At 54.9% G+C, this 13,657-nt stretch carries 15 protein-coding genes; all 15 read left to right on the forward strand.

Annotated elements, in window-relative coordinates; genetic code table 11:
* The first annotated feature begins 8 nt into the window (after positions 1 to 8).
* Positions 9 to 1,508, forward strand: a complete 1,500-nt coding sequence (locus OCV63_RS08835; protein WP_158363476.1) for a tetratricopeptide repeat protein — start codon at positions 9 to 11, stop codon at positions 1,506 to 1,508.
* 450 nt (positions 1,509 to 1,958) lie between these two features.
* Entirely contained in the window at positions 1,959 to 2,291 is a 333-nt protein-coding gene (locus tag OCV63_RS08840; protein ID WP_262670750.1) for an anti-sigma factor antagonist, read from the forward strand.
* A complete protein-coding gene (spoIIAB, locus tag OCV63_RS08845; RefSeq protein WP_158363478.1) occupies positions 2,288 to 2,710 on the forward strand; it encodes an anti-sigma F factor in 423 nt (140 codons plus the stop codon). Before OCV63_RS08840 ends, spoIIAB begins: the two co-directional genes overlap by 4 nt.
* A gap of 2 nt (positions 2,711 to 2,712) precedes the next feature.
* A complete protein-coding gene (locus OCV63_RS08850) occupies positions 2,713 to 3,429 on the forward strand; it encodes a SigB/SigF/SigG family RNA polymerase sigma factor (protein WP_158363479.1) in 717 nt (238 codons plus the stop codon).
* Between the two features lie 293 nt (positions 3,430 to 3,722).
* On the forward strand, positions 3,723 to 4,619 hold the full coding sequence (locus OCV63_RS08855; RefSeq protein ID WP_158363480.1) for a transporter substrate-binding domain-containing protein: 897 nt from the start codon (positions 3,723 to 3,725) through the stop codon (positions 4,617 to 4,619).
* Between the two features lie 128 nt (positions 4,620 to 4,747).
* Positions 4,748 to 5,551, forward strand: a complete 804-nt coding sequence (locus tag OCV63_RS08860; RefSeq protein ID WP_158363481.1) for an amino acid ABC transporter permease — start codon at positions 4,748 to 4,750, stop codon at positions 5,549 to 5,551.
* A complete protein-coding gene (locus OCV63_RS08865) occupies positions 5,551 to 6,303 on the forward strand; it encodes an amino acid ABC transporter ATP-binding protein (RefSeq protein WP_158363482.1) in 753 nt (250 codons plus the stop codon). Before OCV63_RS08860 ends, OCV63_RS08865 begins: the two co-directional genes overlap by 1 nt.
* A 93-nt stretch (positions 6,304 to 6,396) precedes the next feature.
* Positions 6,397 to 6,549, forward strand: coding sequence for a hypothetical protein (locus tag OCV63_RS08870; RefSeq protein ID WP_262670751.1), 153 nt, complete (start codon positions 6,397 to 6,399; stop codon positions 6,547 to 6,549).
* Positions 6,546 to 6,965, forward strand: a complete 420-nt coding sequence (locus OCV63_RS08875) for a stage V sporulation protein AB (protein WP_262670752.1) — start codon at positions 6,546 to 6,548, stop codon at positions 6,963 to 6,965. The genes OCV63_RS08870 and OCV63_RS08875 overlap by 4 nt, the downstream gene beginning before the upstream one ends.
* Positions 6,966 to 6,977: 12 nt before the next feature.
* Positions 6,978 to 7,457 (forward strand): SpoVA/SpoVAEb family sporulation membrane protein, encoded by a 480-nt coding sequence (locus OCV63_RS08880; protein WP_158363483.1) that lies wholly within the window; start codon positions 6,978 to 6,980, stop codon positions 7,455 to 7,457.
* Positions 7,458 to 7,571: 114 nt separating this feature from the next.
* Complete coding sequence (locus OCV63_RS08885; protein WP_262670753.1) at positions 7,572 to 8,936, forward strand: Na+/H+ antiporter NhaC family protein; 1,365 nt, start codon at positions 7,572 to 7,574, stop codon at positions 8,934 to 8,936.
* Between the two features lie 85 nt (positions 8,937 to 9,021).
* On the forward strand, positions 9,022 to 10,206 hold the full coding sequence (locus tag OCV63_RS08890) for a MalY/PatB family protein (protein WP_158363485.1): 1,185 nt from the start codon (positions 9,022 to 9,024) through the stop codon (positions 10,204 to 10,206).
* A complete protein-coding gene (locus tag OCV63_RS08895; RefSeq protein WP_158363486.1) occupies positions 10,207 to 12,300 on the forward strand; it encodes a molybdopterin-containing oxidoreductase family protein in 2,094 nt (697 codons plus the stop codon). It begins immediately after the preceding gene.
* Positions 12,301 to 12,747: a 4Fe-4S dicluster domain-containing protein gene (locus tag OCV63_RS08900; protein ID WP_262670754.1), complete on the forward strand. Its 447-nt coding sequence runs from the start codon at positions 12,301 to 12,303 to the stop codon at positions 12,745 to 12,747.
* 190 nt (positions 12,748 to 12,937) lie between these two features.
* On the forward strand, positions 12,938 to 13,579 hold the full coding sequence (locus OCV63_RS08905; protein ID WP_158363487.1) for a stage V sporulation protein AA: 642 nt from the start codon (positions 12,938 to 12,940) through the stop codon (positions 13,577 to 13,579).
* The last annotated feature ends 78 nt before the right edge of the window (positions 13,580 to 13,657 follow it).

The raw sequence follows: 13,657 nt of genomic DNA on the forward strand, positions 1-13,657 counted from the left end.
AGGAATTTATGCGCTGTATTAAATGTGGAGCGACACTTACGGATCCGGAATACTGCAGCTCCTGCGGAACGGAGATTCATGTATACGATAAAATCATAAGGCTGTCCAATACCTGGTATAATTTGGGATTGGAGAAGGCGAAGGCGCGGAATCTGTCCGGAGCCATGGAGGATCTGCGCTACAGCCTGGAACTGAATAAGCACAATATACCTGCGAGAAATCTGTTGGGTCTGGTCTACTATGAGGTGGGCGAGGTGGTATCCGCCCTGACCGAGTGGATCATCAGCAAGAACCTGGAGCCGGAGAAGAATATCGCCGACGAGTATATCAATGCGATTCAGGCGAATCCGGCCAGACTGGAGACCATCAACCAGACCATTAAGAAATACAACCAGTCTCTGCTGTACTGTCAGCAGGGCAGTGAGGATCTGGCCATCATCCAGCTGAAAAAGGTACTGTCCCTGAACCCGAATCTGGTGAAGGCGCACCAGCTGCTGGCGCTCCTGTACATCCGAACTGAGGAGTATGAGCGGGCAGGCAGAGAGCTGAAGCGGGCTCTGGCCATCGACAAGACCGACAATATCTCCCTGCATTATCAGGCGGAGTTGGAGACTCTGGCGGGCAAGGCCGTGAGCCGCGGACAAAAGCCTGAAGGGCAGAAGGACAATAAGGGAAATAAGAGCAAGGATCCGGATATTATCTCCTATACCAGCGGCAATGAGACCATCATCATGCCGGCGACTTACAAGGAAAACACCGGCGTCAATGTGGTGCTGAATATCTTCATCGGCCTGGTGGTCGGTGTGGCGCTGATGTGGTTCCTGGCGGTTCCGGCCAAGGTGCGTTCCGTGCGGAGCGAGACGGCGGCCCAGATCCGGGAATACAGCGATCAGATCACGGCGAAGCAGACCGAGATTAGCAGCCTGCAGAGCCAGCTGGACGCGCTGAACGGCACGGGAGAGGACGGCGCGGAGGATACAGCTGAGACCCCTGGCGGCAGCTATGAGCAGCTGATCGACGCCTATACCAGTTTCCAGGCGGGCGATACAGACACCGCCACATCCATACTGGACAATGTGAATGCAGACGATCTGTCGGACAACGCCAGGGCGATCTACAATCAGATGTATGGAAGTCTCCATGCGGATGATGTGAAGAACCTGTATGACGCTGGTTCCGCGGCCTACGACGCGAAAAACTACGAGGAGGCTGTAACCAATCTGGCCCAGGTCGTAAGCATGGATGAAAAATACGACAACGGCTATGCCGTGTACTATCTGGCACGGTCCTACGAGGCCCTGCAGCAGAACGACCAGGCGGTCGTGATGTTCCAGAAGTTCCTGGACAATTTCCCGGGAACCTCCCGGGCGAAGTACTGCACCAGCGCCATCGCGCGGCTGGGCGGACAGGTGCAGACCCAGCCCCAGACTCCTGCGGCGGATACGACGACGCAGCAGGATCAGGGAACACAGGATCAGGCGGCCCAGGACGCGGCAGTGCAGCAGTAGCGATACGCAGAACATAGATAACGGGCAGAAATACCCCAGATAAACCCTGAAGTGAGGGACATGGGAATTGACAGAAATGTCAGTTCCTGTGTCCTTTTTTGTGGAATAGGAAATTCCGATAGAATTCCCTATTCCATAAAAGCAAGCAGAGCTTGCAAAGATGCGCACTCGGCGCAGTGGTAGATGGTTGCTGAAGCAACCGCGCCTCGGCGCGAGAATGTGCCAATGGCACATTCTTTCTTGCTCTATAGGAAATACCGTGTCACATTAAAGTGTGAAAGCCATGATTCCTATAGAGCAAAAAGCCCCTCCGGGGGATCGCACTGCGGCGGAATGGAATCATGTCGCTTATGCGACCCGCCGCAGGCGGAGAATCCTGCTTCGCAGGATTCTTTCTTATTACGCAGGCCGGGCAGGGGAGGCCTTATTTCCACAGAAAGGAGTAAAAATATGGGAAAAGAAAGAATGAAACTGGAAAAGCAGACCCTGTATATCCGGCTCCCCATGGAGCTGGACCATCACAGCGCCGATGCCATCTGCCGGAGGGCCGACGAGCTGGTGCAGGCAAAGGATGTGCGGGAAATCGTCTTTGATTTCTCGGAGACGGAATTCTGCGACAGCTCCGGCATTGGGATGCTGATGGGCCGCTACAAGACGATGCAGGCCCTGGGCGGAACCGTGCGGGCCGTCCGGGTGCGGGAGCGGGTAGCGCGGATTCTGATGCTGTCCGGGGTCATGAAGCTGATTCCGGTGGAACGGATGCAGGGAGGTGTAAAGGCATGACAAATCGAATGAAGGTAGAGTTTGACAGTATCTCCGCCAATGAGGCCTTTGCCCGGGTGACCGTGGCGGCCTTTCTGACCCAGTTGAACCCCAGCGTGGAGGAAGTGGCCGATGTGAAGACGGCGGTCTCCGAGGCCGTGACCAACGCCATCATCCACGGCTATCAGGGAGAGGTACATACGATTACCATTGAAGGGGAATTGGAAGGAGATTTATTGACTCTGCGGGTGCGGGATGCGGGTGTGGGTATCGCGGATATCGGTCAGGCCATGGAGCCCTTATATACCTCCAGGCCGGAGCTGGAGCGATCCGGGATGGGCTTCCTCTTTATGGAGGCCTTTATGGACGAGGTGCAGGTAGAATCGGAGCCGGGGAAAGGCACCTGTGTGACCTTGAAAAAGCGAATCGGCAGGGACTAGCGATGGAGCGCACCGCCGAACTGATTCGCAGGTCACAGGACGGAGATAAAGAGGCGAGAGACACACTGATTCAGGAAAATATGGGACTGGTCCACCATGTGGTCCGCCGTTTCCTGGGAAGGGGAGCGGAGGCCGAGGATCTGACCCAGATCGGAGCTATAGGACTGATGAAGGCCATTGAGCGTTTTGATTTGAGCTATGAGGTGCGGTTCTCTACCTATGCGGTACCCATGATAGCCGGGGAAATCAGGCGGTTTCTCCGGGACGACAGTATGCTGAAGGTGAGCCGTTCCCTAAAGGAGCTGGCTGTGAAGGCCGCAAAGCTTAGGGAGAAGCTTTTCATGGAGCAGGGCGAGGAGCCGGGAATTCCGGAGCTGGCGCGGCAGCTGGGGGTGGAGCCGGAGGAGCTGGTGTTGGCCTGTGATAGCTGCAGCGAGGTGGAATCCCTGCACAAAATCATTTACCAGGGGGACGGGGAGGGCGTAAGCCTCATGGAGCGTGTGGAGGAGAAGAGGGACGAGCAGGAGGCGCTGCTGACCGGTATGCTGGTGCGGGAGCTTCTGGATACACTGGAGCCGAAGGAACGTCGGCTGATCCTGCTCCGGTTCTTCTATGATAAGACTCAGGCCCAGGTGGCCGGGGAGCTTGGGATGACCCAGGTGCAGGTGTCGCGGCTGGAGAAAAAGATTCTTTTGACCCTGAAAAAGCGGGTCGGATAGGGAAAAAAGCGAAAAATCGCGAAAATCTGTAAAAAAACCTTGAAATGTGGAGTTTGAAAGGCTATAATGTCCCCAGAAACAATGGAGTTTCAGGAAGGCAAAAGTGTACCTTCCTGAAGCTCCTTTTTTACGCGAGCAACGAGTCAAGGTCCGTGCTTGCACGAGACCTTGACGGTGCTAAGCGCCAGTGGCGCTTGTTCAGCACTGACCGAAGTGGAACGTAGATGCCGCGATAACGAGTAAAATTCGCGAAGCGTATTTTATCTCGTTTCCATTTGAAGGAGGAGAATATTATGAAAAACAGATTATTTGCATTGACCACAGCCGCTGTACTGGCTGTATCCCTGACCGCCTGCGGTTCCAAGGCAGAGGAGCCTGCGGCAGCAGACACCAAGACAGAAGCTGCAGAGGACACGGCTTCCGCAGATACCACAGGAGATAAGAAAGTCCTGAAAGTAGCCATGGAGTGCGGATATGCGCCGTACAACTGGACACAGCCGGACGATTCCAACGGAGCCGTTCCCATCAACGACAGCTCCGATTACGCTTATGGTTATGATGTTATGATGGCGAAGAAGATTGCGGATGAGCTGGGCTATGAGCTGCAGATTGTAAAGCTTGACTGGGATTCTCTGGTACCGGCGGTACAGTCCGGAACCGTAGATTGCGTCATCGCAGGCCAGTCCATCACATCGGAACGTCTGGAAATGGTAGATTTTTCCAACCCATATTACTATGCATCCGTAGTCAGCCTGGTAAAGCAGGACGGACCGCTGGCTGACGCCAAGGGTATCTCCGATTTTGAGGGCGCGACCTGTACTTCCCAGCTGGGAACCATCTGGTATGACGTATGCCTGCCCCAGATCAAGGACGCCAATATTCAGCCTGCACAGGAGTCTGCGCCGGCTATGTTGGTGGCTCTGGAGAGCGGACGTACAGACCTGGTTGTAACCGATATGCCGACCGCAAAGGCAGCCTGCGTAGCTTACCCGGATTTGAAGCTTCTGGACTTCACAGATACAGACGATGATTTCGCGGTTTCTGACGAGGAAATCAACATCGGAATCTCTGTACAGAAGGGCAATACCGAGCTTCTGGACGGCATTAACAGCGTACTGGCTACCATGACGGTAGATGACTTCAACAGCATGATGGATGAGGCAATTTCTGTACAACCGCTGTCTGAGTAAAAATATGGAAAAATTGAAAGAGCGTAGATACGCCCTTTCGCGAAATTTACAGAGAAAAGTTTGGCGTAACTGTGAGCGTATGAAACAGTTACATTTTTAGGAAAATAAAAGGGAGCTGTGAACATAAGATGTCCATATCAAATATGAATTTCCTGGAGAGAATCCTATATCTGCTCCAGCGCTACGGCGTTTCGTATCTGAAGGGAGCCGGAACGACGCTGGCAATCGCGCTGGTATCCACAGCCATTGGCTGTCTGATTGGCTTTGTGGTGGGCGTAGTACAGACCATTCCGGTGGATAAGAAGCGTGACAGCGCCGCGAAGCGGGGACTTCTGCGGGTAGTGAAAATGATTCTGAAGGCCTACGTGGAGCTGTTCCGCGGTACGCCTATGATTGTACAGGCAGTCTTTATCTATTACGGTCTGTCACAGATGTTTCAGATTCAGCTGGGAATGTGGTCCGCCGCGTTCCTGGTGGTATCCATTAACACAGGAGCCTATATGGCGGAATCGGTCCGGGGCGGAATTATTTCCGTGGATCCCGGTCAGATGGAGGGCGCCAAGGCCATCGGCATGACCCATGTGCAGGCCATGAAAAATGTCATCCTGCCCCAGGCCATCCGGAATATTATGCCGCAGATCGGCAACAACCTGATCATCAACATCAAGGATACGTCGGTGCTGTCTGTCATCAGTATCGTGGATCTGTTCTTTGTACATAAGAGCGTGGCGGGTGCGCTGTATACCTATTTTGAGTCAGCGACCATCGTAATGGCCATTTATCTGACCATGACGCTGGTGACCTCGAGGCTCTTACTTCTGGTGGAGAAGAAGATGGACGGCGACGCCAATTATGAGCTGGTGGATACCATGGATATCGGCAACCAGCTTCGTACCATCCGGGAAAATGACGGGGAAGGGAGACGCGGATAATGAGTGAGAAAGAACTGATTCTGCAGGTTTCCCATCTGCAGAAGAGCTTTGGAAATCATGCGGTTTTGAATGATATTGATTTTGAGGTATGTAAAGGGGATGTGGTGTCCATTATCGGCGCTTCCGGTTCCGGTAAGTCTACCATGCTCCGCTGCATCAATCTTCTGGAAGAACCGGGCGGAGGTGCGATTCTGTTTCACGGACAGGATATCACGGATCCGAAGGTCAATGTGCCGGCTTATCGTGCCAAGGTGGGTATGGTGTTCCAGAATTTCAATCTGTTTAATAATATGACGGTGCTGGAGAACTGTATCGTCGGCCAGGTGAAGGTGGCGAAGAAGAAGCCGGAGGAGGCCCGGGAGAGTGCGATCCGGTATCTCCGACAGGTAGGTATGGAGCCTTTTCTGAATGCCAAGCCCCGGCAGCTGTCGGGCGGTCAGAAGCAGCGTGTGGCCATCGCCCGGGCCCTGGCTATGGAGCCGGAAGTGCTGCTCTTTGACGAGCCGACTTCCGCGTTGGATCCCCAGATGGTGGGCGAGGTCTTAAGCGTCATGGAGGATCTGGCGAAGCAGGGGCTGACCATGCTGGTGGTGACCCATGAGATGGCTTTCGCGCGGGATGTGTCCACCCATGTGATTTACATGTCCGAGGGCGTTATCGAGGAAGAGGGCACGCCGGAGCAGATCTTCGGGGCGCCGAAGAGCGATAAGACGAAGGAGTTCCTGGCGCGGTTCCGAAATACGAGTATCTAATTTCAGAAAAAGTGTGCGTTGAAAAACGCATACTTTTTTTATTTGGGAGCACACTAATTTTCAGAAACGGAGTTTGAAAAGGAGGTGGCTTCCATGAATCATACGAAGTATCGGGTGTGGCTGTGGATGATGCTGCTGGTGCTGGTGACGGCGGGTGTGGCCTGGTATCTGCTGGCACAGGATAAGGAGGAGCCGATGACGGACGGAACGCTGGTGTATCGGACGGTGCAGGAGGAGCTGGCGTGAGCAGCTGGAAGCAGGTGCTGATGGCGGCGGTGGGCCTAAGTGCCGGGATTGGCGTGGCGGGAGGGGTCTTTGCGCTGATTATCGCATTGGGAATCGTGTCGGAGTTCGCGGATCAGACCCGCACGGCCCGTCATATCTTCTGGTACGAGGACGCGGTCTCCGCAGGGGCCATTCTGGGAAATGCGATTAGTGTGTATCAGATAGTACTGCCGCTGGGGCAGGTGGGGGCAGGAGTCTTTGGCCTGTTTTCCGGCGTCTTTGTGGGGACCTGGGCCATGGCGCTGACGGAGATCGTGAATATCGTGCCGATTTTTACCAGGCGGATGGATCTGCGCAGAGGGCTTGGGCTGATGATCGCGTCCATGGCGGCGGGACGGACGGTTGGGTCGTTTCTGTACTATTATTTCCGATTTTAGGAGGAAAATACAATGAAAGAATTCCGTCGGCAGCAGCCGGACGAGCAGGGAAAGCAGCAATATAACCAGTATGTAAAGGACGTGACGCCCACCCATGAGCTTGGCAGTCAGATGGCGAAGGCCTTTATGACGGGCGGGATTATCTGCTGTATGGGGCAGTGGATTATCAATTATGCGTTGAGCGCAGGTCTCGACGAGGAGGCCGCCGGAAGCTGGTGCTCTTTGATTCTGGTGCTGATAAGCGCCGTCCTGACCGGCTTCAATCTTTTTCCCTCTATCGCCAAATGGGGCGGCGCAGGCGCGCTGGTTCCGATTACCGGCTTCGCCAACAGCGTGGCGGCCCCGGCCATCGAGTACCAGAAGGAAGGCCAGGTTTTCGGCATCGGCTGCAAGATTTTTACCATCGCCGGGCCGGTGATTCTGTATGGCATTTTTACCAGTTGGGTACTGGGACTGGGATACTGGGTCCTGAAGATACTGGGAATAATATAGAATACCTATTGACAAAGTAGGTTAATAAAGGTATGATAGCAAAAAGTAGAGTAGATGTTCAGCAATTTTGCAGCTACAAAGTGACAACCAATGATGAAAGGCAGGAATCTTCTAATGAATTACGGCATTTACAGTATCTTACCGTCTCTGGCAGCCATCGTTCTGGCGCTGGTGACGAAAAATGTATTTATCGCGCTCTTTATCGCGCTGATTCTGGGCAATTTTATTCTGAATCCTAACCTGGTCAGCGTACTGGTGGGCACGAAAGATATGATGGTGGACGTATTTTCCAGCCACTCCAGCACCTCCATTATCTTCATTCTGCTGATGCTGGGCGGACTCTTCTATCTGATAGAGAAGGCGGGCGGCTTAAAGGGCTTTACCCACTTTATGATTGCCAGGCGCAGCGTAGTCAAGTCACGGGTGGGCGCAGAGCTGTTCACCTGGCTCATTGGCGTGCTGATGTTCCTGGACGGCACCATGAGCGTTATGATTACGGGAGCCATCGCAAGACCATTTACCAAAGCCTTCAAAATCTCTCCGGAGAAGACGGCGTGGATCGTGCATTCCACGGCGACGCCCATGTCCATTCTGATTCCGATTGCGGCTTACGGTCCGTATATCGCCAGCTTCATCGAGGCACAGGGTATCGCGGATCCCACTTCTGTAATGGTGCGCAGTATTGGCTTCAATTTCTACTGCATCATGGCTGTCGTGGGCGTGGCGGTATTTACCCTGTTACATATCGAGTACGGCCCCATGAAGAAGGTGGAAGAAGCCTATAAGAACGAAAATGACGCGGACGAGAGCGTTCTTGCAGGCGAAGTGGAGCATCCGGGTACCGGCAAGGCTCGCTATCTGGTAGTTCCGCTGGCAATTATGATTGGTTTTGCGCTGGTGTATTTCTTCACGGCTGGCGACAGTGAGACAGGACTGATCCTGGGCATCTTCTTCGGAAGCCTGTACCTGATGCTGGATCTGGCTATCCAAAAAGTCATGAAGTTCGGCGAGACGCTGGACATCTTTTTTCAGGGATGCGGAAGCATGACCGGTATCGTAGCTATCATGGTATTTGCCTATGCCCTCAGTAACCTTTTAGGAGAACTTGGAACCGCAGAGTTCCTGTCCGGCGTGCTGGTACAGCTCATTTCCCCGACGGTATTTACGGCGCTTGCGTTTATCGTGACCTGCCTCTTATCCTTCTCCACCGGAACCAGCGCGGGAAGCATCGCGATTATGATGCCGGTGCTGCTGCCCATGGCCCTGTCCCTGAATGTGTCCATTCCGCTGATTACGGGAGCCATCGCAGGCGGCGCGGTGTTCGGAGACCACACTTCCCCGATTTCTGATACCACGGTAATGACCTGCTCCTCCTGCGACTGCGACGTGGTGTCCCATGTGAAAACCCAGCTGCCTTACGCGCTGACCTTCGCGGCTATCGCGGTGGTGATTTATCTGGTGCTGGGTTTTGTGATGTAATATATGGAAGCCCCGCAGGATATATAGTATAATCAAATTCATACAGATTGTTGTATATATGGAGCTGTAGGAAAGAGATGCAAATATGAGCAGAAAAATCTATGATTTTGACGAGCCCATTTCCCGCGTCGGACAGAACAGCGCGAAATGGGGCGAAGAATATATCGGAAGTGGCAGAGACATGCTGCTTCCGTTTTGGGTGGCAGACACGGATTTCCGGGCGCCCGACGAGGTAAATGAGGCTCTTCGGGCCTGCGTGGATCACGGCATTTACGGTTATGTGCGCCCTTCGGCGTCGTGTCTTCAGGCTGCGGCTTCCTGGCAGCAGCGCCGTCACGGTTTTCAGGCGAAGCCGGAGTGGATTACCGTGACGCCGGGCATCGACTGCGCCATGGCGACGGCGGTGCAGGCCTTTACAGAGCCGGGGGACAAGATTCTCATCAATACGCCGATTTACGACCCGTTTTTCGAGGTCATTGAGAAAAATGACAGGGTGACTGTGGACAGTCCCATGGTGCTTACGAATGGCCGGTACGAGTTTGACTGGGCGGATTTTGAGGCGAAGATCCGGGGCTGCCGGATGTGGATGTTCTGCAATCCCCAGAACCCGGAGGGGCGCTGCTTTACAGAGGAAGAGCTTCGAAAAGCTGGGGAAATCTGTGGAAAATACGGAGTATGGATGCTGTCTGACGAGATCCACGGGGATATTGTGTACGACGGTAGAAAGCATATTCCGCTGGCGTCCCTGTCGGAGGAGTTCTGCGGGCGGACGATTACCTGCACCTCGCCCAGCAAGACTTTCAGCGTGGCAGGCACGGCAGCCTCTGTGATCTTCATAGAAAATGAGCCATTGCGGAATCGGTTCCGTGCGGCACTTTCTAAAAACTCGCCGGGCGTGAGCTGCTTAAGCCTGGTGGCCATGGAGGCAGCTTATACCTGTGGAGATGATTATGCGGATCAGCTGGTGGCTTATCTGCAGGGTAACCGGGATTATATTCTGGATTACCTGAGAAAATACCTGCCTCAGATCAAACCCATTTTCCCGGAGGCCATGTTCCTGGTGTGGCTGGATTGCAGTGGGCTGGGACTGGATGCTGCGGAGCTTCCGGACTTTTTCAAAAAGGCAGGCGTACGGCTGTCTATGGGAGACGCCTACCGGGAGCGGAGCGGCCAATTCGTGCGGCTGAATTTCGGCTGTACCAGGGAGACGCTCACGGCAGGCCTTGCACGTATCCGGAAAGCGGTAGAAGAACTTGTGAAGGACAACTAGATGGAACGGAAACGAACGATATGTGATATCTGCTGCCCGTCCTTTCACTGCGGCATCGATGCTTATGTGAAGGACGGGCAGCTTGTGAAAATAGAAGGAACGGCGGAGCATCCCCAGAACCACGGGCTTCTCTGTGCCAAGGGGCTGGCGGCCAGACAGTATGTGTACCGGAAGGATCGGATCCGCACGCCTCTTTTGCGCGTGGGGGAGCGGGGCGGCGGGGAGTTCCGGCCCATCAGCTGGGAGGAGGCTTACGAGCGGATCGCAGAGCGCCTGCTGGCTATTCGAGAGGAGAGCGGACCTGAAGCAGTGGCCTTTTTCTCGGGCTATACGAAATGGTACCGCCCCTGGCTCCACCGTCTGGCCAATCAGTTTGGCACACCTAACTATATGACAGAGTCCGGCAGCTGTATGTTCTCCACCTTTCTCCAGTGGCTGACCGTGACCGGCAATGTGATGTCGTCGCCGGATGTGGATCATGCAGGGGTCTTCCTGGGCTGGGCCTATAATCCCTATTATTCCCGGAATCTGGCGGCAGCCGGAGTGGAGGCGGCGAAGAAGAGAGGCATGAAGGTGATTATCGTAGATTCCCGGATTACGCCTGCATCCATTAGGCTTTCGGATCTGCATCTGCGTCCCCATCCCGGCACAGACGGAGCGCTGGCGCTGGGGCTGGCCCATGAACTGATTGAAAATGGCTGGTATGACCGGGAATATGTGTCGAAATATGTCTACGGCTTCGCGGAGTACGCGGCCTATGTGAAGGAGTTTACGCCGGAGCGGGTGGAAAGGCTGACGGGCGTATCGGCGGAGCAGGTGAGGTCAGCCGCGGAGCTGATCGGAGGCCATCTGCCCCTTGCCATCAATGAGAGCGCCGCGCCCATCGCCCATCATCGGAACGGATTTCAGAATTACCGGGCCATTATGGCGCTGTCGGCCATCACCGGATCCTTTGACCGGACGGGCGGGCAGATTCCGATACAGTTTAGCTATAATTATCAGGCAGCGGGCTTCGCCACCCGGGAGAAGGAGTTCGTCGGGAAGGTGAAGACGAGGCTAGGCTTCTCGCCGGTGGGCGGGGAAAAATACCCGCTTTGGCATGCGCTGATTGACGAGGCACAGTTTACGGATTTGGCAAGGCAGATCCGGGAGAAAAAGCCCTATCCCCTTCGGGCGGTGGTGGGGTTCGGGTTGAATCATCGGATCGCGCCGGGCAGTGATCGGCTGGCGGAAGCCTTAAAGACGCTGGATTTTCTGGTGGATGTGGATCTGTTCCTGACGGATACGGCGAAGCTTTGCGACATCGTACTGCCGGCCTGTACCTCCTTTGAGCGGAGCGAGCTGAAGGCCTGGAGCGGCGGATATCTGACGGTGACCCAGCCGGTTATCGAGCCGCTGTATCAGTCAAAACCGGATATCCGGATTATCTGCGATCTGGCCCGGAAAATGGGGCTTGCCGACGAGCTTCTGACTGCGGGGCCGGAAGCGTGTATCCGGTATCTGATTTCTGATTTGCCGGTGTCCTACGAGGAGCTTCGGGCGGCGGAGTTTCCGGTAAAGGTGCCGGGGGCGGGAAACTGTAAGCCAGGGAAGATGCTGGCAGAGGGCTTTCCGACGGCCAGCGGAAAATTCGAACTCTATTCCCTGGAGATAGCGAAGATCAGGGAACAGTACCCGGACTGCAGTCTGGACTGCCTTCCGGTATATCGGGAGCCGATTTGTGCGGCAGAGCAGGAGAAATATCCCTTTACCCTGTGCTCCGGCCCGCGGATTCCGGGGGCGCTGCACTCCAGGCTGCACGACGTTCCCTGGGCCCGGTCGCTCCGGCCAGATGCAACGGCGGATCTGAATCCGGCGGACGCGGAGGCTCTTTCTGTGCAGCAGGGGGATGAGATCGAAGTGTATACAGCCTTTGGCTGCATCAGCCTGAAGACGAACCTGACCTATATGGCGGATCCGGGCACAGTCTATATCTACCACGGGTACCCGGAAGCGGATGTGAATACACTGCTGGATCCGGAGAACGTGGATCCTTATTCCGGCTTCCCGGCCTTTCGCAGCAGCCGGGCGGGCATACGAAAGAAGGTGCGGTAAATGAGCGCGAAAACCATCCGGTTCGATCAGAGCAAATGCACGGCCTGCTGTGCCTGCGCCATGGCCTGCATGGATGAGAAAGATACGGACGTGGAGCAGGGGGAGCGGGCGATCAGGCAGGTGTATACGGAAGAAAGGTGCCGGGACGGGCAGGTGAGCTTCCGGTTTCATTCGGATTCCTGCCTCCATTGCCGGGTGCCGGCCTGCGCAGCTGCCTGTACGGCGGGCTGCCTCTATAAAGACGCGGAGAGCGGCCTGGTACTCTACGATACCGCCGCCTGCGACGGCTGCGGCCAGTGCCTGAACGCCTGCCGTATGGGGGCCATTTCCCTGAACCGTCACGGCAAAATCCAGAAATGCGACGGCTGCATCAAGCGCCAGCGCGCCGGCAAAATCCCGGCCTGCGTGCGGGTGTGTCCGACGGGGGCGCTGTATCTGGGAGAATAAAAAGAGCGTTGTTCAGTCATTATTTTATGGCGGGGCAGCGCTTTTCTATATGCGTTAGAGAATGATATACATGGTAGAAAAAAGGAAACGTCGTACACTTTCAGTTGGAAATAGGATTGCGGTTTACCCGTATAAGATTTACGAATTTGTTCAGAATAAAAGGAAGAATACGATATACGGAGGCGTCCCCATGAGCGAAATCCTGTACCTGAAACCCGAAAAAAACGTCCGCACCTACAACCGCGTCCTGACCCTGGGAGAGGCTGTGGAAATGCAGTGCGCGGATCCGGCAATCGTAAACCGCCTGAAGACCGAAAAGCTCTACGCCTTCCAGGATGTAAAGCCGGGCAGACGCTCCTGCGCAGGCCGCACAGTCATTTCGATCCTGGACGTGGTCGAGAGAATTCAGGCTGTCTACCCGAGCCTGGAGATCCAGAATCTGGGAGAAATGGATTTCGTAGCCGAATATTCCACCAAACCAGAGGAGAACCGGTTCTGGACCTTCCTGAAAGTGAGCCTGGTCTGCATCCTATGCTTCTTCGGATCTGCATTTTCCATCATGGCCTTCAACAACGACGTCTCCACCGTTGATCTGTTCCGTCAGTTCTACACCCTCCTGACCGGCCAGCCTTCCGATGGATACACCATCCTGGAATTCACCTATTCCCTGGGGCTCGCCGTCGGCATCCTGGCCTTTTTCAACCACCTGGGCGGCCGCCGACTCACCAAAGAGCCGACCCCCATCGAGGTAGAAATGCGCCTCTACGAGGACGACGTGGACACCACCCTCATTAAAACGGCGGCGAGGAATGGGAAGCATAAGAAAAAGTAAGTGTAGATAGAGGAAAAACAGTCCGGAGACCTAAAACTCAGGACTATTTTTCTGCCCTCCCGCATAAAATAACCGTGT

The sequence above is a fragment of the Laedolimicola ammoniilytica genome (assembly GCF_025567165.1).
Lineage (GTDB): Bacteria > Bacillota > Clostridia > Lachnospirales > Lachnospiraceae > Laedolimicola > Laedolimicola ammoniilytica.

Excerpts from the sequence above, each read along its gene's own strand:
- OCV63_RS08835 (WP_158363476.1), top strand. The coding sequence starts at position 9 with ATGCGCTGTATTAAATGTGGAGCGACACTTACGGATCCGGAATACTGC.
- OCV63_RS08840 (WP_262670750.1), top strand. The coding sequence starts at position 1,959 with ATGGGAAAAGAAAGAATGAAACTGGAAAAGCAGACCCTGTATATCCGG.
- spoIIAB (WP_158363478.1), top strand. The coding sequence starts at position 2,288 with ATGACAAATCGAATGAAGGTAGAGTTTGACAGTATCTCCGCCAATGAG.
- OCV63_RS08850 (WP_158363479.1), top strand. The coding sequence starts at position 2,713 with ATGGAGCGCACCGCCGAACTGATTCGCAGGTCACAGGACGGAGATAAA.
- OCV63_RS08855 (WP_158363480.1), top strand. The coding sequence starts at position 3,723 with ATGAAAAACAGATTATTTGCATTGACCACAGCCGCTGTACTGGCTGTA.
- OCV63_RS08860 (WP_158363481.1), top strand. The coding sequence starts at position 4,748 with ATGTCCATATCAAATATGAATTTCCTGGAGAGAATCCTATATCTGCTC.
- OCV63_RS08865 (WP_158363482.1), top strand. The coding sequence starts at position 5,551 with ATGAGTGAGAAAGAACTGATTCTGCAGGTTTCCCATCTGCAGAAGAGC.
- OCV63_RS08870 (WP_262670751.1), top strand. The coding sequence starts at position 6,397 with ATGAATCATACGAAGTATCGGGTGTGGCTGTGGATGATGCTGCTGGTG.
- OCV63_RS08880 (WP_158363483.1), top strand. The coding sequence starts at position 6,978 with ATGAAAGAATTCCGTCGGCAGCAGCCGGACGAGCAGGGAAAGCAGCAA.
- OCV63_RS08885 (WP_262670753.1), top strand. The coding sequence starts at position 7,572 with ATGAATTACGGCATTTACAGTATCTTACCGTCTCTGGCAGCCATCGTT.
- OCV63_RS08890 (WP_158363485.1), top strand. The coding sequence starts at position 9,022 with ATGAGCAGAAAAATCTATGATTTTGACGAGCCCATTTCCCGCGTCGGA.
- OCV63_RS08895 (WP_158363486.1), top strand. The coding sequence starts at position 10,207 with ATGGAACGGAAACGAACGATATGTGATATCTGCTGCCCGTCCTTTCAC.
- OCV63_RS08900 (WP_262670754.1), top strand. The coding sequence starts at position 12,301 with ATGAGCGCGAAAACCATCCGGTTCGATCAGAGCAAATGCACGGCCTGC.
- OCV63_RS08905 (WP_158363487.1), top strand. The coding sequence starts at position 12,938 with ATGAGCGAAATCCTGTACCTGAAACCCGAAAAAAACGTCCGCACCTAC.